Here is a 20,972-nt window from a genome sequence, read left to right as displayed (position 1 = left end):
TATGCGCTGGAATTCTTGCGTCAGGCGGCGAACCTAAGCCGGTGTTTCCGACACACTGAACCATATTTCTGGGTGTTGATATCGCGCATACCCCATGGGCAAGGGCGGCATCCTGGCGGTGCCGGAATTCAGGTGTTTATTCCGGCAATCATGCGTTCCAGCCGTTCCATGGCGCGCACGCCATCTGCAATATCGGGGAAGTCGCGCGACTCTCCCCGGAACACGGCACCCACATCGGCCAGCAGCGCACCATAGCCCTTGTGATCCTCGTTTGCGGCGGCGGTGAAATTCGGCGTCCAGCTTAGTGTGTCACAGGTCGGGTCCAGCGTAGCACCGGGGTCATCAGCCTTGAAAGGCGGGTCGCGATACAGGGTAACATTGATGATGTTATCCACATGCAGGCGGGCATGGTCGCCCATGATGCGGATTTCCTCCATCGGGGTGCCGCGCGATTGCACAGTGCCCATCACCACATTGCCGATCACCCCGCCAGCCGTGGTGAAATTCAGATGCAGCAGCAGTTTGCCGGGCTGCGGGGATATGCTGCGCATCTGCATGTCCCCGAAATCTTCGCCTGTGAACCACGGAATCAGGTCCATGTAATGTACGCAATGATGCAGGAAAAACCCGGTGTAATCCGGTTCTCCCACAAAATAGGTGGGCGCTGTCATATAGGCGCCGGTAATCCCCAGAACACCGCCAAAGCCGCCCTTGTCCAGCACGTTCTTTGCAATGCGGTTGCCGGTGGAATAGCGTTTCATGAACCCCACGATCACGGGCTTGCCCGCCGATTGCGCAGCACGGGCAATGTCGCGGGCACCCGCAGCATTGGCGGCGGGGGGTTTTTCCATGAATACCGGCAGACCCTTTGCCAGCGCTGCAAGGGTCGCTGCATGATGAAGCTCCGGCCCCACAGCCATGCCAATCGCATCCAGCCCCGGTGTGGCGACCAGCCCCTGAAAATCACTGTGCAGCGCAGTGACACCGTATTCGGCGGCTGTTTGCGCCATTGCGTCACCATCACGGTCGCACAGGGCGGCAATGCGTATGCCGTTACGCCCCAACTGCGGCAGCAGCATTTGCCGCGCGTGACGGCCGCAGCCGATCCATCCGATATTGATCATTGGTCCACCTCTGCCAGGGCCAGTGCGTTGCGGATAACACCCAGACCAGCGCGCAGCTTGTCGGATTCATCTTCGCGGGGGGCACGCCAATGGGCAATGGGCAGTGCTACCCTGTCATCTGCGCGGCGGAACGGCTCCAGCGCGATCGGTCCGGCGTAGCGGGCCTGATGCAGTGCGCGCATGACGGCGGGCCAGTCTATATGACCAGTGCCTGCATGGCCGCGATGGTTCTCATTCGCCTGAAAATGTACGATCCGGTGTCCCGCAAGGCGGATCGCATCGGGGATAGAGCGTTCTTCCATGTTCATGTGGAACGTATCAAGCATGATGCCCAGACCAGCATCCCCCACAGCATCCACCACTTCGATGGCCTGTCGTGTGGTGGACACGATGTCGGTTTCAAACCGGTTAAGTGGCTCCAGCCCGAACATCACGCCCGCATCGCGCGCAATGGGTGCCACCTGCGCCAGCCCGTCGATGGTGCGCGCGGCGCGCGCGGCAATGTCATCGTCGCTGCGCGGTACTGGTGGCCGCCCGGCGAAGACCATGGGTTCCCCATAAAGTGGCCCACCGATGATGGCGGCCCCCAGTTCAGTTGCCACATCCACCGTCTGTTTCAGATAGTCGATGCCCCCCTGACGGTTTGCCGCATCTTCTGATGCAATGCTGCGCCGGGGGGTCACCCGCGCTGCCAGCACAAGAAACAGCCCCGCATCTGCTGCCGCCGCCCTGACATCGGCCAGCGGCAGGTTGTCTTCGGGTTCGGGTACCAGAAGTTCGATAAAATCGAAGCCCAGATCAGCGGCTTTCGCGAAGTAATGAAGATCCTTGCCGGTGAACGGCCGGGTGAATTGCATCGATATGATGCCGATGGGATTTTTCACTATCTGTCCTTTCCTTCTCAGCCTTTGACCGCGCCCTGCGTCAGGCCCGAGATCAGCCGTTTTTGTACCAGCAGGAACAGGACCGTTGCAGGCAAGGCGCCAACGATGCCCCCCGCCGTCAACAGGCCCCACTGCACCTCGTATTCGCCAATCAGGGTCTGGACTGCGACAGTGATCGTGCGCACGTTCCGCCCCCCAAGGGTCAGCGCATACAGGTATTCGTTCCATGATGTGATGAAGATATAGATGCCGGTGGCGATGATGCCGGGCATGCACAGTGGCAGGATAACCCGGCGCAGCGCCTGCATCCGGGTGCAGCCATCCGTCATCGCGGCTTCGTCCAGCGACCGGGGGATGCCGTTCATGTAGCTGACCATCATCCAGACCGAAAACGGGATTGCCACAGTGGAATTGGCGATGATCAGCGCAAGATGTGTATCCAGCAGCCCCAGAACCCGCATCAGCACAAATAGCGGCAGGATCAGCAGAACCAGCGGGAACATGTTGATCAGCAGAAACTGCACCATCAGAAACCGTTTGCCGCGAAAGTTGAAGCGCGAAAACGCATAGGCAGCCGTCACCGACAGCGACAGGCCCACCGCTACAGTGCCAAGCGCGACGATCAGACTGTCAAGCATGTTGCCCGCAAACCCTACTGTTGCAAACAGCCGGGTGTAGTTTTCAATCGTGGCGTTCCAGATAGACGGACCTTCCGTGAACAGTGTTGATTCACGGCTGATCGAGGTGATGAGCATCCACAGATATGGTCCCAGCGTGAAGGTCAGGATCGCCAGCATGGGCAGATCCACCGTCAGGATGCGGCGCAGGGTGGAACGTTTGCCAAGTGCCATTACTGCACCGCCTTTCCGGTGCGCCGCAGATACAGCAGCACGATTACCATCAGCATCAGGGTAAACAGCGTGGCGATGGCCGATCCATAGCCGAAATCCAGATTGGTGCGCGCCTTGATGAAGGCATAAAGCGGCAGCGTGTGGGTGGCATAGCCCGGCCCGCCCCCCGTCATGACGAAAATCACATCGAAACTGTTGGCCACCCAGATGGTACGCAGCAGAACTGCCGTGACAATCACGCCGGAAATTCCTGGCAGGGTGATGTGCCAGAACTGCCGCCAGGCGCTTGCCCCGTCGATGCTTGCGGCCTCATAATAACTGCGCGGAATGGATTGCAGGCCCGCAAGGATCATGACCGCGAAGAAGGGAAAACCCTGCCATGTCAGCGTCAGGATGATGGCCGCCAGCGCTGTGTCGGGGTTGGCCAGCCATGGGATGGCCCGCTGGATCAGCCCGACGCGCAACAAAAGCTCATTCGCGATGCCGTAGTTGCTGTCATAAATCCATACCCACATCAGCGCGATCACCACCGAAGGTAACGCCCAGGGAATGATGATCAGCGCCCGCGCGAGGGGGCGCCACGGAAACGACTGGTTCAGCAACAGCGCTGTGACCAGCCCCAGCAAAAGCTGCGCGGGAATGGTGGCCGCCATCCAGATGATTGTATGACGCAGCGAAATCCAGAACACTTCATCATTCAGTGCAGTGCGGAAATTCTTCAGCCCGACAAAGTCGAAAGCATGCGGGCGGAACAGCACATAATCATGCAGACTCATCCACACTGTCTGGACCATGGGAAAGAACACGATGGCCAGCGTGACCAGCACCGCGGGCGACAGCATCGCATAGGGCAGCACGATCCGCGAAAGCGGGCGGCGGTGCAGCCTGTCGGGGGCATCTGCCTGTGTCATTTACACTCTCTCGGAAAGTCGCGCCGCAAGGGAATGACGGGGCGCCAAAGGGGCACCCCGCCAGATCAACATGCGATCAGTTTGAATACAGATCGGCTATCTGGGCATTCATCTGTTCAGCAGTTATGTCGCCGATCAGAACCCGCTGCATTGCCGTGGCCCAGACCGTGTTCACGAAATCAGACGTTTCGGGCACATTGGGCAGCAGTTCGGCAAAGGGCAGAGAGTCGACCGTCGCCTGCACGAAGCGCTGGGGATGCAGCGACCATGTTTCAGTGTCTGCCTTGACCACCGGCAATTGCCCGGTTGCTTCGTTGAACAGCGCGTTATTCCCGGCGGAGGACAGGAAGGAAATCCACTTCCACGCCGCTTCCTTGTCTTCGGCGCTGGACAGAATGGCGGTGCTTTCATCGCCAAAGGCTGTCCAGCGGCCACCGCCACATTCCGGCACCACGGTCGCCGACACGTTATCGCCCAACGCCTCTACCATGCCATTTGCCGAACCGATATGGTGGATGGTCATTGCCGTGCGCCCTGCCTTGAAGGTGCCGATGATTTCCTGGAACCCGTCATTCGGGGTGGAGGGGGGGAACACGCCGTCTTCGCGGAACAAATCTGCCACGAACTGTGTTCCGGCGATTCCGGCTTCTGATGTCAGACCCTCTGTCAGGCTGACGCCCTCTCGGCCAAGGGTGAAACTGCCCCAGTGGTCATGCCCGCCACCGGCACCACGGAACCCGAAGCCATAGACATTGATCTGCCCGTCGCCATTGGTGTCGCGGGTCAGCGCGCGCGCCGCCTCGCGGAAGTCATCGCAGGTCTGCGGCACGGCAAGGCCCAGTTCCTCGAACATGTCGGGGCGGTAATACAGGTACAACACCACATACTGAACCGGCAGATAATAGGTTTGCCCGTCCGCCGCGCGGGTCAGTTCCAGCAGATTGTCCTGAAGCCCGTCCTTGCCGTCCCATGCGTCGACCCGTTCGCCAATGGGTTCCAGCGCACCCATTTCCACCAGACGGGGCTGGGCAAACATTTTCACCATTGCCGCATCAGGCGCGCTGCCACCGATGATTGCGGTATAAAGCTGGTCGTAATAGCTGTTCCAGGGGATATTCTCGGCTTCTACCTTGATGCCGGGATTGGCCTCTTCGAATGCTGCGACCAGATCATCCATCGGATTGTCGGCATTGTCGAAATGATACCAGAACCGCACAGTGCTGTCCGCATGGGCCAACCCGGCCGTAAGTGCCAGAACTGAGGCAAGCCCCAGTGTTTTCTTGAAAGTCATTGTCTTTCCTCCCTTGTTGTCGCCCTTGTCAGGCGCTCCTCCTACGAAAAACCTTGCCTGCCCGCGCGAAAGCCTCGCGCGCTTCGGGCAGGACAAGGCCCATCTGCATGAATCCGTGCACCACCCCGTCAATCCGGTCGAACGGGTCATCCCGCCCAAGGGCGCGCAACCGCGCCACCAGTTGTGCGCTGTCGGAAAAAAGCGGATCAAGCATGGCGGCGTTCAGATATAGCGGCGGCAATGCGGCAAGCGCCGCGTCATCGGCCAGCAACGGCGCCACCTCCGGCGTGCTGCGCAGTTCCTGCGGCGCGTACCAGTCCCAGTAGCGCTGCATCTTGGCGCGCGTCAGTCCCGGCCCGGCAGCATTCGCCACATAGGATTCAGTTTCGAAATCCGCGCCATAGACACCATAAAACAACAATGCCTGCGCTGGCAGCACGGCCCCTTCGGCGATCAGCCGCAGCATTGCGCAGAGTGCCAGATTCGCCCCTGCGCTGTCGCCGGCCAGTGACCAGCGGCGCGCCGGGTCGCGGGCATGCCAGGCTTCCGCCACATCGTCCAGCCCGGCGGGCCAGGGGTGTTCCGGGGCCTTGCGGTAATCAAATGTCAGCACCGGACAGCCACAAGCCAGCGCCAGCCGCCGCGCTGCCCCTTCATGGGTGGTCGGCGAACAGAAGGCCCAGCCACCGCCATGGACATGCAAGATAGCGTCGCGCCCGTTGTCATTCGGCGGAACCACCCAGCGTGCGGGAATACTGCCGGCATGCATTACAACGCGCGCATCGGCCATGACGGGCAGGTCTTCGTTCCAGCGCAGGTTTGTCAGTGCGGCAAGTGTCCGGCCCTGCTGTGGCTCCAGCGTGGTCGGGTCGGCCAGTTCACTGTCTTCCATGGCCAGACGGTTCAGCACAGCGCGCATGGTGTCGGACGGGGTGTTCATGGTGCCGCATCGCCGGTCAGGTCGGGGCCGAAATCCACGATGGTTGCGATATGGTGCGCCAGCAGATTGCGCAGTTTCGCCACATCCCGCGCATCCAGCGCGGCCAGAATCGGCACGTGCCGTTCTGCCGTTTCCTCCAAGGCGCGGTTGGGCCGCGAATTCAGAATCTTGAACCGGTGGTTATGGATCAGGCAGCGTGTCAGGATCGGCGCCACCAATGGCAGGTCGGCGGCATCAAACAACCGTGCGTGAAAGGCCCGGTCATATACCGACAGCAGGTATTCGTCGCCGTCCCGCGCGGCATTGCGCATCGCGTTCAGAAGATCGCCCAGATCGGCGCGAAGACGGTCATCTGCCCGCGCAACCACCCGGTCCAGATGGTCGCATTCCACGGCGCGGCGCAACGACAGCAATGCGCGGGCATCGTCGGCATGGCAAGGGGCCACATGGGTGCCCCGGTTGGGCATCCGCTTCACCAGCCCTTCTTCATTCAGTTGCATCAGCGCTTCGCGCACCGTGCCCTGACTGCACCGGAACCTTTGCGCAAGGTCAAGTTCGGTCAGGGCCTGTTCGGGGGGCAGCACCCCCAGAACGATTTCCTTCTGCAGCGCTACGAACAGAGCATGGCTGCGTCTGCTTGATTGTCGCGGAACCAGTTCCGTCACCGAGGGGGTATTGAAACTTTCAACGGCCATGTCTTCGCCGCTCCTTTGATTTGGGCCTGCTTTGGGCTTGCCTTATATTATCAATAACGATAATCGTTATATTATCGATAATGCAAGCCCCTTTTTGTGCTGCACGGGAGACATGCACCATGGCCGACATCAGCCTTAGAAATATCGTGAAGGATTATGGCGGGGTCCGTGCGATCCATGGCGTGGACCTTTCGGTGAATGATGGCGAATTTGTCGCCTTTGTCGGCCCTTCGGGATGTGGGAAATCCACCATGCTGCGGATGATTGCAGGACTCGAGGAAATCTCGGGCGGGACATTGCGGATTGGTGGGCGGGTGGTCAACGAGGTGGAACCACGCGGGCGCGATGTGGCGATGGTGTTTCAGGATTATGCGCTGTATCCGCATATGTCGATCCGTGAGAATATCGGTTTCGGGCTGAAGATGCGCGGCTGGAAGGCCATTGATATCGCGCCCAAAGTTGAAAACGCCGCGCGCATTCTGCAGATTGGTGATTATCTGGACCGCAAGCCGGGCCAGTTGTCGGGTGGCCAGCGACAGCGCGTCGCCATGGGCCGGGCCATCGTGCGCGAACCCTCGGTGTTTCTGTTTGATGAACCGCTCAGCAACCTTGATGCCAAGCTGCGGGTCGAAATGCGCACGCAGATCAAACGCCTGCATGCCATGTTGGGCACCACCACTGTCTATGTCACCCATGACCAGACCGAAGCGATGACCCTGGCCGACCGTGTGGTTGTTCTGCAGGGCGGCCATATCGTGCAGGAAGGCCCGCCGATGGAGCTGTATAACCAGCCGAATTGCCGTTTCGTGGGCGAATTCATCGGATCACCCAAGATGAATGTGCTGTCAGGTGTGATTGATCGCATTGGCGATACACCTTGTCTGCGGGTCGGTGATGAAGCGGTGGAAATAGGCGAGATACCCGCGCAGGATGGCGCGCGGATCGATATCGGCATCCGCCCTGAACATCTGATCTGGGCAGAGGCCGGGACCGGCAAGATCCAGCCGGTGGTAGAGGTGTTTGAACCCCTGGGTTCCGACACGATGGCCATCTGCCGTTTTGCGGACCACGAAATGTCGGCCCGTCTGGCACCGGACATTCCGTTACGGCGCGACCAGCCAATCCACCTGTCCTACGATCCCGCCAATCTGCATTACTTTGATGGCGAAAGCGGCAAGCGCCTGTCCGTAGCTCAACAGCATGCAACACGCGCGACCCACGCGGTTTCGTGACGACGGCGCAGACTTTTCACTACCTTGGGCGGAATTGTCATTCCGCTGATAAGGCAACCTGAAATTCTACGTTTACAGGTGGTTATGGCCGGAACCGGCGGGTTTCGGCGCAACGACTGTCATCTTATGATAATTGATTGTATCAGTTATTGAATCTCTTATCATACTTGGATAACTTCCCCTAGGGGGAGGAGGCAGCATGTCGCGCTTGCTATCAGGCCGGACAGCGCGCGCCTCTCTTGTTGTGAAACAATCAAGGAGGATTCTGGCATGTCCAGACACCACATTTCACTGGCCTTCGCCGGTGCAATCATGGCCGGCAGCGCGGCCAGTGCCGACGCGCACCCGACAAATATTCCGTTCGAGATGGCAGGCGAAATACTCGACTTCACCAATACCGACACCTTGGGCCTTGAACTGGCCGAAGGAACCGAAACGATCACCATTTTCGCACCTGAAGAAGGTGGCCAGCAATTCGCGCATGGCGTGGTTCTTATGCCATTCAAGGACAGGCTATATGCCCAGTGGCAAAGCTCCGCGCGTGACGAGGACGGCCCTGATACCACCGTGGTCTATGCTGTCAGCGAAAACGGCAGCGCCTGGTCGGAACCAATGCAGATGACCGCTCCGTGGGATGCGGGTTACAAATCTTCGGGGGGCTGGTGGACCGATGGCGAAACGCTGGTGGCTTATTTCAACGTCTGGCCGGAAGATGTGTCACCGCGTGGTGGCCATGTGGAATATGTGGTCAGTACCGATGGCGAAAACTGGTCACAGCCAGCGCCGGTTACCATGGCCGATGGCAGCCCGCTGAACGGTATTTTTGAGCAAGACCCGCGCGCACTGGAGACAGGGCGCATCGTCAGCTTCGCGCATTTCCAGCCAGGGCTGATCGCCACGCCAATCTACACGGATGACCCGCTTGGTATCTCGGGGTGGGTCCGGGGTGAAGTGGCGAATCTGCCCACCGGCAACCCCGATATCAGCCGCGAACTGGAACCCAGTTCCTATGTCCGTCAGGATGGTGCGCTGATTGCCATTTTCCGCGATCAGGGAAATTCGTTCTATAAAATAGCTGCCATGAGCACCGATGCAGGTGAAAACTGGACCAACCCTGTCCTGACGAACATGCCCGATGCCCGCACCAAGCAAAGCGCTGGCAACCTTCCTGACGGGACGGCCTTCATGGTTGGCAACCCGCACCCGAACAAGGCGCGCATGCCATTGGCCGTGGTTCTGAGCGACGATGGCTATCGCTTTGATCGTGCGTTCTTGCTGCGCTCCGCCAGCGACATGCAACCATTGCGCTTTGAGGGGCAGTATAAACGCCCCAGCTATTCCTACCCCAAATCAGTGGTCTGGAATGGCTATCTTTATGTAAGCTATGGCACAAATAAAGAAGATGCCGAACTTACCCGCGTTCCGCTGGATGCGCTGTCCGCCCCGGCGCAATAACGCAGGGCGTGCGTATTTATGCCCCGGCGCCTGTGCCGGACAGGGCGCCGGGGTACAGGTTCGGGGATACCGTGTCATTCCTGCCTGCGCTGCGCAACCAGCACAGAGGCCAGCACAATCGTCAGGCCCAGAACTTGCAGCGCTGTCGGGATTTCATCAAAAACAAGAATCCCGATCATGGTTGCGAATATCACAGAAATATACCCCCAGGGGGCCAGTTGGTTTGCCTGCGCCAGACGATGCGCCCGCAGAAAGCACAGCTGCCCCAGTTGGGCCAACGCCCCGATCAGGATCAGGACCGGCCAGTCGGCAGGGCGTACAGGCTGCCACAACAGCGCGGCGGGCACTGCGAATATCACGCCTAGTCCCAATGTGTAGAAAACCATCAATGTGCCCAATGCCTGATCCACCAGCTGCCGCATCAGGATAACGGCCAACACGCCGAATATTATCGCCCCACCGGCGGCGGCCAGTCCCGACAACGGCAGCGGGGCGCCTGGCGCTGTTGCGGCCGGACCAATCACCAGTGCGACCCCGCATAGCGCAAGCAGGCTGGACCACCAGCGTCGCGCTGGAATGCGTTCGTTCAGCAACAGTGCGGCAAGCGCCAGCAGGACGATGGGGCGCGCATAGTTCGATGCACTGACCACGGCCAATGGCAGGCTTGCCAGCGCTGCGAAACTGCATGCCAGCGCCAAGCCGTTACACGCAACCCGCATCATGTTGCTGCGGATCACCGGCAGAGACAGGATTTCAGCGCGGTGAGTCCAGATCATCGGCGCAATGATCAGCGCGCCTGCCACGGCGCGCAGAAATACCAACTGGGGGGCGGAATAGGTGCCCCCTTGCCATTTGACCAGCGCCCCCATCATTGAAATCAGGCTCATATCCGCCAGCAACCACAGAATGCCCGCGTAACCGGTCTGCTGTGGGGCAGGGGGGGTAGCGGTCATGCGGCAGGGGCGACCAGATTTGCCATCAGGCGAAAGGCCCCCGGCACCAGGCAGTCCATCTGATGATGCAGCACGAAGGCGCAATGCGTATGGCGTCCTTTGCCAACGCGGGCAGAAAGCAGCGCCCCCCGCAGGCCCGGCGCGGTCACATCGCCGGTTTCAACTACCGGGCAATAGGCAGGATCCCAGTCGCTGGCGAAATACAGGCCGCGTTCCTTGTGCCAGCCGGACCAGTCCTGCGCGGTAATCCGGTTGGGCGCGTTCAGAAGCGGATGATCAGGTGCCAGCACCGTGATGGGGGCGGCGGGGTCGGTGGTGCGCCAGCGCAGCGAGGGGCTGCCGATGGTCAGTGGCAGGGGCGGTGTATGGCCGGGATCCCAGTTATCCGTGGGCCGGTGGTAGAACGTGACCAGATGGCCCCCCGCGCGCACCCAGCCATGCAGCCGCGCCAGACAGGCACGCCATTCGGGGCGCGTGCCGAATGCGAGAGTGCCCACAGTAACGGTTGTCAGTTCCGGCAATGCCTTGTCCAGCATCGCAGGCGCCAGCGTTGTGACGGGCAAGCCCATACGATGCAGCCACAGCGCTGTCCGGTCTGCACCCCCGTCGATATGCCCGATCTTCGCGCCTGCGGGCAGTGTCAGGCGAAGCGGAAGCACGCGGATCGCCGCAGGCACGACATGGGCCATTGGCGGCAGTTGCTGCATGGTGATGGGGGTCATATGGTAGCCCGGTTCCTGCCCCATCTGCAGGGCAAGGGTTACCGGCGTTTCCGCCACATCATCCGGTGCCACCAGCAGTGGCGCTGCATTGTCCGATGCGTCTATGCGCCACCCGGGGGGCAGCTGGATCTGCGCGGCGGCATCGGGGTGCAGGCTGGCGCGGCTGGTATTGATCAGCAGCATCGCGTCGGGGCTGGTCTGTGGTAGGCCGTGGGGGATGATCCGAAGCGGCGGGCAGATGTCCACCGGGGCGCTTATGCGATGGCCCGACAGGTCCAGTTCCGCGCGCATATGGTGACCGTTTCCGCCACGGGCAAACCAATGCGCGGTCCATACATTATCGGGTTGCGCGTCTGATGCGATATCGACGCGACCATCAGCGAACCGCAGTCCTGCGCCGAATTCAGCGTGGAGCACAACCCTTTCCGCGCCGTGTGCCGCATCAGTTTTCAGTGCGGTATGCGTTCCGGGTGTCAACAATGCGGAGTCTGACCAGACACGCAGACCGGGGCAGGCGGCGGCCAGAATGGCACTGTGCAGATTGTCGCGGAACCTGTTCAGGCGGTGTTGATGTTCAGGCGGGCAATGGTCGAAGGCCACAGCCAGCGGCGCGAGCATGGTTTCCAATGCCGCCAGCACCGCCGCACTATCCGGCCATGCGGCCAGCGCGCGTTCAACCGCGTGATCGACAGCCTGTGCGCAATCGCGGGGCAGCCCGTCAATATCGCAAAGCCGCCGGGGCAGGTCGGACAGGATTTCAGCCCCGTCCGGACCCGCCTTCAGGTGCAGGGGCCATTCGGTTCCGGCGGTTGCCAGCCGCCCCATCCCTTGCGACGCATGTGCCGCGCGCGACCATTCCCCGATACGTGCAAAGCTGGCGCCTGTGGCCGGATCGTTGCCCCTTATGCGTACCCGGTGCGTGGTCGGGGGCGGGGGTGTTTCGTCATCATAAGTAGCGCCGCCGCCCGACCACGCGGGCAGCAGATAGCGCGCAACCTGCCATGGGCTGTTGCCATCATCGAAGGACGGGTCGGTTGCGCGGGTCAGCGCGGCCTCGGCCGCTTCGGTCATTGCACGGTGATGGCCGTGCTGGCCGGGGACGTCCAGAAATGTCGGGATGACTACATCAGGACGCCAGACGCGATAAGCGCTGGCCAGCCGGTCGATGATCAGTTGCTTCCCCCAGCGCGCCAATGTGTCCTGCCCGTCGCGCGAAAAGCCGAAATCATGGACCGGGTCATTCGGACCGAAGCCGAGCCATGCAACATCGGCATCTATGGTTGCGGCGGCTGCATGCATTTCAGCAGTGCGGATTACTCCCAGCGCCCCACCGCGTTCTGGCCCAAGCGCGTTCTGACCGCCTTCGCCACGGGTGGAACAGGCGATCACGACCTGTGCGCCATGTTCAAAACGCAGACAGGCGAGCATCGCGTTCTGTTCATCATCGGGATGCGCGCCTGTCTGCATGACGCAGCCCAGACCAGTTAACCGGCTGAGGGCGCGGTGCAACAGCAATGCGGGCGGTTCCAGCCTGTCCAGTGCCAGCTTGTCGCGGTCATTCATGGGTGTGCTCCTGTTCCTGCGGTTGGACATGCTGCAGAACGGGGGTCAGTTCGTGCATCAACGGAAGGGCTGCGGCACCCAGCGCCGCTGTGCGTCTGCCTGTCGATCCGCGCAGCAATCGTGGCACTGCGCGATTTTCGCGTGCCGCGACAGAAACCGGCAAGGGATGCATCAGGTGGATCAGGCGGTCAATGATCTGGTCGGGGACCGCGCTGGACAGAATGATACATTGCGGATCAAGGATGTTTTCCAGTATCGCCACGACAGGGCGCAGGCAGGCTGTCGCCTGACGTGCCCATGTGTCGAAAACCGGATCATCAGGGCACAGTGCTTCAGACTGGGGCATCGTGCGGCCCGCAGCGCGATATGCATCGCTCAGTGCGACAAGTGACGCATATTGTTCCAGACATCCTTGTTGTCCGCAGCTGCATGGCCGCCCACCGGGCACGGCGATCAGATGACCGATTTCGCCAGCATTGCCATATGCCCCGGATGTCGGACGCCCCCCCTGAATAATGCCAAGACCCAGACCGGCGCTAAGATAAATCAGGCAGAAATCGTCAATCTTCAGGCCCGCGCCATACAGGCGTTCCCCGACTGCCGCCGCGGTTGCGTCGTTTTGTAGCTGGATAGGCATGCCCAGCCCTTCGCTTAGCGCGGCAACCGGATCGACCTTGTTCCAGCCCGGCAGCGTGGTGGGGCCAGCGGCGCTGAGGGCTTCCACTTCGAATGGGCCGGGCATGACAACCCCGATGCCCAGCAGACCGGGCACCTGCGCGCCATCATCAGGATGCAACCCGTCCAGTTCGCGGCGCAAAAGGGGAATGACATGCGCGGGGTCTGTGGCAGTGACGGCTATGTCGCGGGCGGCACGCACTGTGCCTGTCAGATCAGTCAGCAACATGGTGATGTGATCGGCCGCAATTTCTATTCCGACGGTCATCGGGCCGTTGCGATTGATGGCGAACTGAATCGGGGGCTGGCCGCGCCCGTTGCGCAATCTTGCGCCTGCTTTGACCAGTCCTTCATTCACCAGTTCTTCAATAATCTGGGTGACTGCCTGTGAACTGAGCTGCGCCATATCCGCAATGCGGGTGCGCCCTGTCGGGCCGTTCGTGCGCAGAACTTCCAGCACGACACGACGGTTATGGGCGCGGTTGCGGCCGGGGTTGGACCCCATGACGACACGGCTACGCGGTTCGCTACGCATGAACGGTTTCCTTTCACGGCAAGATTACGTCAGCAATAGAATAACTCAAGTTAATTATTTTATTGACAGAAGGAAGTAGTCCGTCCAGCATCGGGCTTGGGTAACAAAAATACTGAACGATGCCGCAAAAGCGGTTTTTGCCAACAGGAGGTCATCCAATGCGAAATTTCCTTGCTTCAAGTATGTTGACGATCGCAGCCGGTCTGGTTGTGGTCCCGGCGCAGGCCCAGACAGTCGAAATCGAGTACTGGCAGTATATTTTTGACACGCGCGTACGCGCAATGGACCAGCTGATCGAAAGATTCCATGAGGAATACCCCGATATCCGCGTGCGTCAGACAACTTTCCCTTATGCGGATTATCAGACACGAATCGTGGCAGCACATACCGCAGGGCAGGGGCCGGATGTTGTGCAGCTGTTTTATGGCTGGCTTGATAATTTCGTGGCTGGTGAACTTATCCAGCCGCTGAGCGAGGCGCGTTTCCCGGCAGCGGAAATCGAAGCGGATTTCTTTCCGATTGTGGGTGCGATGCAGCGTGACGGGCAATATTGGGGCCTGCCGACTGCTGTGCGGTCACTGGCCCTGTTCATCAATAATGACCTGTTTGAAGAAGCAGGACTTGACCCCGCCAACCCGCCGCAGACCATTGACGAATTGCGCGATGCTGCAATTTCTGCTGTAAAATATGATAGCGCAGGCAACATCACATCGGTTGGTCTGACACTGGAAATGGGCGCGCAGGATCATCATTGGTGGCGTGAAGGGCTGGTGCGTCAGTTCGGCGGCGTCCCGTATGACGATGATGGCAATGTCGCCTATGACAGCGACGCCGGGCTTGCCGCACTGGAATTCGTGACTAACATGCAGACCGAGGACCGCGTAGGGACAACCGGCTTCATGGACGAGGGGCAGGCCGCGTTCCGGGCCGGTATGGCCGCGATGACGATCGACGGCACGTTCCGTCTGGGGTCATTCAACAGCATCAGCCATTTTAACTGGACCGTCGCAGAACTGCCGGCCAATGATGACGGGTTGCGGTCCAACTATGCCAGCTATTTTGCAAATGCCATCGGGGCACGCGCCGAAGGCGAACGCCGCGAAGCCGCCGAAACCTTCCTGCAATTCCTGACCTCGCCAGAGGCGATGGAGGTCTGGCTGGAGGTTGTAGGCGAATTGCCCGCGCGGCGAGAGGTTGCGCAGACCGATAAAAACCTGACTGACCCCGTTTACGGGCCGTTCCTGGCGGCGCTGGATTATGCCCATACAACACGGTTTGTGGACGAAGCTGCGCAACGTCAGGTGGCCATTGATATGGTAAACCGTGTTGTGCTGCAGAACCAAAGCCCTGCGGACAGTCTGGCCGCGGCCGCCGCGGCGGAACAGGCCATCATCGACCGCAGCCGGTAAGCGACCATGGCATCCTCACAGCATTTCACCCATCCGCGCATGCGCGGGTGGGACAGGCTGACGATAGGCCAGAAGCGGGTGATCTGGGCGTGGGGGTTTCTGGCCGTCCCGATCCTGTTCTATGCGATCATCCGCTTTTATCCTACCTTCACTGCGTTCTATCTGTCATTCACCGATTGGAATCTGCTGCGCAGCCCCGAATTCATCGGGACCGCGAATTACCAGCGCATGTTTGCGGATGCTGCGTTCTGGCAGGTGTTTCGCAATACCTTCGCCTATCTGATCTGGGGCACGCCCATCAGTCTGGTGATCGCGTTCGTCATTTCCTATTACCTTGATCGCGTGCGGCTGATGCACGGGTTCATCCGGGCCTTGTATTTCCTGCCCTTTCTGACCACAGCTGCCGCCATGGCCTGGGTCTGGCGCTGGTTCTACCAGCCGGTGCCCATTGGTTTCATCAACGGGATGCTGTCATCCATCGGTTTGCCGCAACAACCCTTCCTGCGGTCCACCAGTCAGGCCTTGCCCGCAATCATGGTCACAGCGATCTGGGCAGGGCTGGGTTTTCAGATCATTATCTTTCTGGCTGGCCTGCGCGCGATCCCGCAAACATATTATGAAGCCGCGCGCGTGGATGGTCTGGGCGAATGGGCAATTCTGACCCGGATCACGCTGCCGCTGCTGCGCCCGACAACGGTGTTTCTGGTCGTTTTCTCATCCATCGGTTTTTTGCGGATTTTCGATCAGGTCTATAACATGACCACGAATGATCCGGGCGGCCCGCTGAATTCGACAAAACCGCTTGTGCTGATGATCTATCAAAGCGCGTTTTCATCCTATGACATGGGATATGCCGCTGCACAGACGGTTGTTCTGTTCACCATCCTGCTGATCGTTTCCCTGATCCAGCTTTACCTTTTGCGGAGGCGTTGAGATGGCCGACATGTCTGCCAACCGTCCCGAAATGCTGCCCTGGTTCGCGCGTCTGCAGCCGGGCGCGGTGCTGGTATGGACGCTGCTGTTTCTGGGTGGGGTGGTGATGGTCACGCCACTGGTGCTGATGTTTTCGACCTCGTTGAAATCAGCAGGCCAGATTTACGATCTGCGGTTCATTCCGGCGGAACCGACATTGAACAATTATGTGCGGGTGCTGGCCGATGGCTGGTTTCTGCGCTGGTTCATGAATTCGATGATTGTCGCGGTCTGTGTGACTGTTTCAAACGTGTTTTTCGACAGTCTGGTCGGATACACGCTGGCGAAATTCAAGTTTCGGGGGCGCTACATCATCTTTATCGCCATTTTGTCAACACTGATGATCCCGACCGAAATGCTGGTGATCCCGTGGTATCTGATGAGCGCGCAGTTCGGCTGGCTGGATACTTATTGGGGAATCATGTTCCCCGGCATGATGACCGCCTTCGGTACGTTCCTGATGAAACAGTTCTTTGAAACCGTGCCTGATGATTTCATCGAGGCAGCGCGCGTGGATGGCATGAATGAATTCATGATCTGGTGGAAAGTGGCCATGCCGCTGGTCACACCTGCCTTGTCTGCATTGGCGATCTTTACTTTCCTTGGCAACTGGACCGCGTTTTTCTGGCCGCTGATCGTGACCACCAGCCGCGATCTGTACACCTTGCCCGTGGGTTTGAGCAGCTTTGCGGTAGAACAGTCGATCCAGTGGGAAATGATCATGACAGGGGCCGCGCTTGCGACCATACCAACCCTGATCGTGTTTCTTGTGCTGCAACGGTTCATTGTGCGCGGTGTCATGCTGGCCGGATTGAAAGGGTGATGTGATGGCGATGGATATGACAGATACCACCCGTTTCCCTGATCCGGTCTATGCGCGCACGGTTCTGGCACCGCTGTTTGACCACGCGCAGGCCCATCATGCCGAAGATTTTCATGCCATCGATCAGGCACATCTGCTGATGCTGGACGAAACAGGGATTCTGAACCCCGCAGATGCAACACGCATCGCGCAGGCCCTGATCAGGGTGCATCAGGCGCAATCCGGGACGCATAAGGTCTATGATGGCAGCGTCGAGGATTACTTCTTTCATATCGAAGCCAGTCTGCGCGCTGATCTGGGGGCTGATCTGGCAGGGCGGCTGCATACGGCGCGGTCGCGCAATGACATCGATCATACCTTGTTCCGTATGCGGCTGCGGTACCGTCTGGATGGGCTGCTTGACCAGACCCATACCCTGCTGAATGCCCTGCTGGACGCGGCCAGCCGTCATCGTGATACAGTGATCGTGGCCTATACGCATGGCCAGCCCGCGCAACCCACAACCTACGGCCATTATCTATGCGCGGTCATAGAGGTCGTTCTGGGGGATATGGCGCGGCTGCGGGCTGCGCGCGCGCAGGTTGATTGCAGTCCGATGGGGGCTGCGGCCATCACCACCAGCGGGTTCGCGGTGGACCGGCACGCAGTGGCGCGGGATCTGGGTTTTGCAGGGGTGCAGCTGAACAGCTATGGTGCGATTGCGACGGTAGATTACATCACCGCCACGTATTCCGCGCTGCAACTGTTGCTGCTGCATCTGGGGCGCCCGGTTCAGGACATGCAGTTCTGGACTGCGTTCGAGGTTGGCCAGCTTTACGTTCCCAACGCGCTTGTTCAGGTAAGTTCGATCATGCCGCAGAAGCGCAATCCCGTGCCGATCGAACATTTGCGCCATCTGGCCAGTCAGGGCGCGGGGCTGGCGCAGATGATGCTGGGAATTGTCCACAACACGCCATTTACGGACATGAACGATTCCGAAGGCGAAACGCAGGCCGCAGGCTACCGTGCCTTTGACGTGGCCGGGCGCGTGCTGGACCTGATGACCGCGCTGGTGCAGGCGGTCCGCATTGACAGCGCCCGCGTGGCAAACACCATGGACCGCGCCTGTATTACCATCACCGAACTGGCAGATACTCTGGTGCGTCAGGAAGGATTGTCCTTCCGCATGGCGCATGAAATTGCCGCTGATGTTGCGCGCGCCGTTGTCGCTGTGCGTGGCAGTCTGGGGACGGATGGCTATGTCCCGTTTCAGGCGGCTTTTGCGCGTGTCACCGGGCGTGACAGCGCGCTGGGACAGGCCGATTTCGCAAAAGCGGTTTCAGCCGGGGGATTCATTGCCTTGCGTGACCGTCCGGGCGGTCCGGCCCCCGCAGCCTTGCGCAGCGCGCTGGACGAATACAGCATGCGCGCGCAACAGCTTTTGCAGGCGCAAGAGGTCGACAAACACAGATTGCAGTCCGCAAGAGAGGGGCGCATCGCCCGTTTCGACGCCCTTGCACGGAGAAGATGATGGCAGAAATTACGCTTCGCAGCCTGACCAAGGATTACGGAACCGTCCGGGCCGTGCATGGAATTGATCTGGATATCTCGAACGGGGAATTTGTCGTTCTGGTCGGGCCGTCTGGCTGTGGCAAATCCACAACCTTGCGGATGCTGGCCGGATTGGAGGATATTTCCGGGGGTGAATTGCGCATCGCCGGACGTCTGGTCAATGACGCTGAACCCAAGGCGCGCAATATCGCCATGGTGTTCCAGAACTATGCCATTTACCCCCATCTGACGGTTGCGCAGAATATCGCCTTCGGTCTGTACACATCCGGGATGTCGCGCGCGCAAAAGGATGCCCGCGTCGCCGAGGTTGCGGGAATGCTGGGCCTTACTGATTATCTGGCGCGCAGGCCCGCAGCACTTTCGGGGGGGCAGCGGCAGCGCGTGGCAATCGGGCGCGCAATGGTCCGTGACCCGGTGGCGTTCCTGTTTGACGAACCCCTGTCCAATCTGGACGCTCAGCTGCGTGCCCAGATGCGCATTGAAATCAAGCGTCTGCACCAGCGTCTGGGTACGACCATCGTGTATGTAACCCATGATCAGGTAGAGGCCATGACAATGGCCGACCGGATTGTTGTCATGCGTGACGGGCATATCCTGCAGGTCGGTGCGCCCGTGGACCTCTATGAAAACCCTGTCGATCTGTTTACAGCCCGCTTTATTGGAAATCCGTCGATGAATGTGCTGGACGCGCGGGTACAGGCGGGGCGCATTATCGTGGGGGATCAGGATATGGGTGCGTGTTCGCGTGCGGATGGGGCAATCTGTCTTGGAATACGACCGCAGGATCTGCTTGTCGATGGCCCCGGAACTGCTGCGCGGATAAACGCAACCGTCACGGCCGTTGAACCGCTTGGCCCTGAAACGCTGGTGCATCTGGATGCACAGGGTCACGAAGTCATGGCAACAGCGCCGGGCCGCGTCATTCCCGCCATCGGCAGCACATTGACGGCCAGCGCCGATGCCGGGCGGTTGTATCTGTTTGACCCTGACAGCCAGCGCGCACTGGGTCGTGCCTGACATGCAGGGCGAAGTACTCTGCGCGGGTCGCATTTATTGTGATCTGGTGTTCACGGGCCTGCCGGATTTTGCACGCCTGGGCACGGAAGTGTTTGCTGGCGACATGTCGCTGCGCGCAGGTGGCGGCGCGTTTATCACCGCCGCGCATTTGCTGGATGCGGGCACCCCGGCGCATCTTCTGGGGCGGCTGGGGGATGATGAGTTCTCCAATGCATTGGTCACACAAATCCGTGCGGCGGGCCTGACCACCGACTTCCTTGCCAGAGAGCACGATACAGCAGCGCAGGTGACTGTGGCGTTAAACCACGCAGGCGATCGCGCTTTTGTCACGCATCGGCATGGGCCGGCCCTGCCACCGGATGCTGCACGCGCATTTGACCGCGGACGGATCACGCATGTCCATTTTTCGGAATATGCAACCCTGCGCGACGCCCGCGCCCTGGCGGATGCGGCGCTTGCACGTGGGTTGGTCGTTTCGCTGGACCCCAGCTGGGATGCAAAACTGCTGCACCCGGAGGCGCTGACCGACATGGCCCGGGGCATTGATCTGTTCTTGCCAAACCTGAAAGAAGCGACTGTGCTGACAGGGGCTGCCACTGCAAAGGATGCGCTGCACATTCTGGGAAACCACTTTCCGATGGTGGCGATAAAATGTGGGGCAAACGGTGCGTGGTTCAGCCAGAACGGGCGGCATTATCACAGCATTGCACCGGGCGTCAGGGTGCTGGACACCACAGGCGCGGGCGATGCATTCAACGCTGGGCTGATTGCGGGCCTGATGCAGGGCTTGCCCGCGCAGACAGTGCTGGACCGGGCTGTGGCGCGCGGTGCCAGGGCGGTCACCACAATCGGCGGCGCCCCGGAGCACGGAAAAGAGGTGCTGACATAAGCCGGATGTCTGACGCGATATCGCGGATTCCAGTGCTTCTATCAAAGGGAATTCCCGACCGGGACGGGCAGATCGCGCGGGGTGCGCGCCGCACTGTGCTCTGCGCGTCCGGCCTTGGTGGTGATGGCGCGAAACGGACCATGGGGCGCATCCCGGATGGCGCGAAACCGGCAGGCGGCAGGCCGGGGCATGCCCGACAACCGCTTCAACCGGCCTTGCGCGATCACGCGCAGGAACGTGGTGCCTGACATGGCATCACACCGGGTTCATTCCGCGTTCTGCTAGACGCCCAGCACTGCGCTGACGGCGCGTTTCCATCGGTCGTATCGTGCCTTGCGCGGGGCGGTTTCCATCTGGGGGGTGAACTGGCGTTCCACGGCCCAGCCTCTGGCGAATTCATCCATGTCCGGCCAGACACCCGCGCGCATGCCTGCCAGCCACGCTGCACCAAGTGCGGTGGTTTCCAGCACCTCCGGGCGG

Annotated in this window: 19 protein-coding genes and 1 pseudogene; 8 read left to right on the top strand and 12 right to left on the bottom strand. The window is 60.3% G+C overall.

Features of this window, described 5'->3' with window-relative positions; translation table 11 throughout:
• Nucleotides 1-128: 128 nt before the first annotated feature.
• The 7 genes from PUT78_RS18400 to PUT78_RS18370 form a co-directional block, all read right to left on the bottom strand.
• Complete coding sequence (locus tag PUT78_RS18400; protein ID WP_274353732.1) at nt 129-1,124, bottom strand: Gfo/Idh/MocA family protein; 996 nt, start codon at nt 1,122-1,124, stop codon at nt 129-131.
• Nucleotides 1,121-2,008 carry a sugar phosphate isomerase/epimerase family protein gene (locus PUT78_RS18395; protein WP_274353731.1) on the bottom strand — a complete coding sequence of 296 codons (888 nt, stop codon included), beginning with the start codon at nt 2,006-2,008 and terminating at the stop codon, nt 1,121-1,123. The genes PUT78_RS18400 and PUT78_RS18395 overlap by 4 nt, the downstream gene beginning before the upstream one ends.
• A gap of 17 nt (nt 2,009-2,025) precedes the next feature.
• Nucleotides 2,026-2,859: a carbohydrate ABC transporter permease gene (locus PUT78_RS18390; RefSeq protein WP_274353730.1), complete on the bottom strand. Its 834-nt coding sequence runs from the start codon at nt 2,857-2,859 to the stop codon at nt 2,026-2,028.
• The gene (locus PUT78_RS18385; RefSeq protein ID WP_274353729.1) at nt 2,859-3,770 is read right to left on the bottom strand and encodes a carbohydrate ABC transporter permease; all 912 of its coding nucleotides are present in this window, start codon (nt 3,768-3,770) and stop codon (nt 2,859-2,861) included. The genes PUT78_RS18390 and PUT78_RS18385 overlap by 1 nt, the downstream gene beginning before the upstream one ends.
• A gap of 76 nt (nt 3,771-3,846) precedes the next feature.
• A complete protein-coding gene (locus PUT78_RS18380) occupies nt 3,847-5,061 on the bottom strand; it encodes an ABC transporter substrate-binding protein (RefSeq protein ID WP_274353728.1) in 1,215 nt (404 codons plus the stop codon).
• A gap of 28 nt (nt 5,062-5,089) precedes the next feature.
• A complete protein-coding gene (locus tag PUT78_RS18375) occupies nt 5,090-6,001 on the bottom strand; it encodes an alpha/beta hydrolase (RefSeq protein ID WP_274353727.1) in 912 nt (303 codons plus the stop codon).
• Nucleotides 5,998-6,696 carry a GntR family transcriptional regulator gene (locus PUT78_RS18370; protein WP_274353726.1) on the bottom strand — a complete coding sequence of 233 codons (699 nt, stop codon included), beginning with the start codon at nt 6,694-6,696 and terminating at the stop codon, nt 5,998-6,000. Before PUT78_RS18370 ends, PUT78_RS18375 begins: the two co-directional genes overlap by 4 nt.
• A gap of 119 nt (nt 6,697-6,815) precedes the next feature.
• Here PUT78_RS18370 and PUT78_RS18365 point away from each other — a divergent pair, with 119 nt between their 5' ends.
• Together PUT78_RS18365 and PUT78_RS18360 are read left to right on the top strand one after the other, a co-directional pair.
• A complete protein-coding gene (locus tag PUT78_RS18365) occupies nt 6,816-7,928 on the top strand; it encodes an ABC transporter ATP-binding protein (RefSeq protein ID WP_274353725.1) in 1,113 nt (370 codons plus the stop codon).
• 270 nt (nt 7,929-8,198) lie between these two features.
• On the top strand, nt 8,199-9,383 hold the full coding sequence (locus tag PUT78_RS18360; protein ID WP_274353724.1) for a sialidase family protein: 1,185 nt from the start codon (nt 8,199-8,201) through the stop codon (nt 9,381-9,383).
• Nucleotides 9,384-9,457: 74 nt separating this feature from the next.
• Here PUT78_RS18360 and PUT78_RS18355 read toward each other — a convergent pair whose 3' ends face one another.
• The 3 genes from PUT78_RS18355 to PUT78_RS18345 are packed head-to-tail and all read right to left on the bottom strand — an operon-like array spanning nt 9,458 to nt 13,831.
• Nucleotides 9,458-10,336, bottom strand: a complete 879-nt coding sequence (locus PUT78_RS18355) for a DMT family transporter (RefSeq protein WP_274353723.1) — start codon at nt 10,334-10,336, stop codon at nt 9,458-9,460.
• Complete coding sequence (locus tag PUT78_RS18350; protein ID WP_274353722.1) at nt 10,333-12,621, bottom strand: PIG-L family deacetylase; 2,289 nt, start codon at nt 12,619-12,621, stop codon at nt 10,333-10,335. Before PUT78_RS18350 ends, PUT78_RS18355 begins: the two co-directional genes overlap by 4 nt.
• Nucleotides 12,614-13,831, bottom strand: a complete 1,218-nt coding sequence (locus PUT78_RS18345; protein ID WP_274353721.1) for an ROK family transcriptional regulator — start codon at nt 13,829-13,831, stop codon at nt 12,614-12,616. Before PUT78_RS18345 ends, PUT78_RS18350 begins: the two co-directional genes overlap by 8 nt.
• Before the next feature lie 158 nt (nt 13,832-13,989).
• Between PUT78_RS18345 and PUT78_RS18340 the strand changes: the two genes are divergently transcribed.
• From PUT78_RS18340 to PUT78_RS18315, 6 genes are read left to right on the top strand one after another with little or no spacing between them, the layout of a single operon-like run.
• Nucleotides 13,990-15,240: an extracellular solute-binding protein gene (locus tag PUT78_RS18340; protein WP_274353720.1), complete on the top strand. Its 1,251-nt coding sequence runs from the start codon at nt 13,990-13,992 to the stop codon at nt 15,238-15,240.
• 6 nt (nt 15,241-15,246) lie between these two features.
• Nucleotides 15,247-16,173, top strand: coding sequence for a carbohydrate ABC transporter permease (locus tag PUT78_RS18335; protein ID WP_274353719.1), 927 nt, complete (start codon nt 15,247-15,249; stop codon nt 16,171-16,173).
• A 31-nt stretch (nt 16,174-16,204) separates the two neighbouring features.
• Nucleotides 16,205-17,035 carry a carbohydrate ABC transporter permease gene (locus PUT78_RS18330; RefSeq protein WP_420793524.1) on the top strand — a complete coding sequence of 277 codons (831 nt, stop codon included), beginning with the start codon at nt 16,205-16,207 and terminating at the stop codon, nt 17,033-17,035.
• Between the two features lie 16 nt (nt 17,036-17,051).
• Nucleotides 17,052-18,545, top strand: a complete 1,494-nt coding sequence (locus PUT78_RS18325; protein ID WP_274353718.1) for an argininosuccinate lyase — start codon at nt 17,052-17,054, stop codon at nt 18,543-18,545.
• Nucleotides 18,545-19,603, top strand: a complete 1,059-nt coding sequence (locus PUT78_RS18320; protein WP_274353769.1) for an ABC transporter ATP-binding protein — start codon at nt 18,545-18,547, stop codon at nt 19,601-19,603. The genes PUT78_RS18325 and PUT78_RS18320 overlap by 1 nt, the downstream gene beginning before the upstream one ends.
• Nucleotides 19,566-20,492, top strand: coding sequence for a carbohydrate kinase family protein (locus PUT78_RS18315; protein WP_274353717.1), 927 nt, complete (start codon nt 19,566-19,568; stop codon nt 20,490-20,492). Before PUT78_RS18320 ends, PUT78_RS18315 begins: the two co-directional genes overlap by 38 nt.
• 41 nt (nt 20,493-20,533) lie before the next feature.
• On the opposite strand, the gene PUT78_RS18310 is transcribed toward PUT78_RS18315, so the two are convergent.
• The gene (locus PUT78_RS18310) at nt 20,534-20,743 is read right to left on the bottom strand and encodes a hypothetical protein (RefSeq protein ID WP_274353716.1); all 210 of its coding nucleotides are present in this window, start codon (nt 20,741-20,743) and stop codon (nt 20,534-20,536) included.
• Nucleotides 20,744-20,773: 30 nt separating this feature from the next.
• Nucleotides 20,774-20,972, bottom strand: a pseudogene (locus PUT78_RS18305) (glycerol kinase); the annotation flags it as partial.

It is taken from the genome of Roseinatronobacter alkalisoli (assembly GCF_028745735.1).
Lineage (GTDB): Bacteria > Pseudomonadota > Alphaproteobacteria > Rhodobacterales > Rhodobacteraceae > Roseinatronobacter > Roseinatronobacter alkalisoli.
The sequence above is the reverse complement of the archived record's forward strand: the minus strand, read 5'-3'. Positions and strand labels throughout refer to the sequence as shown.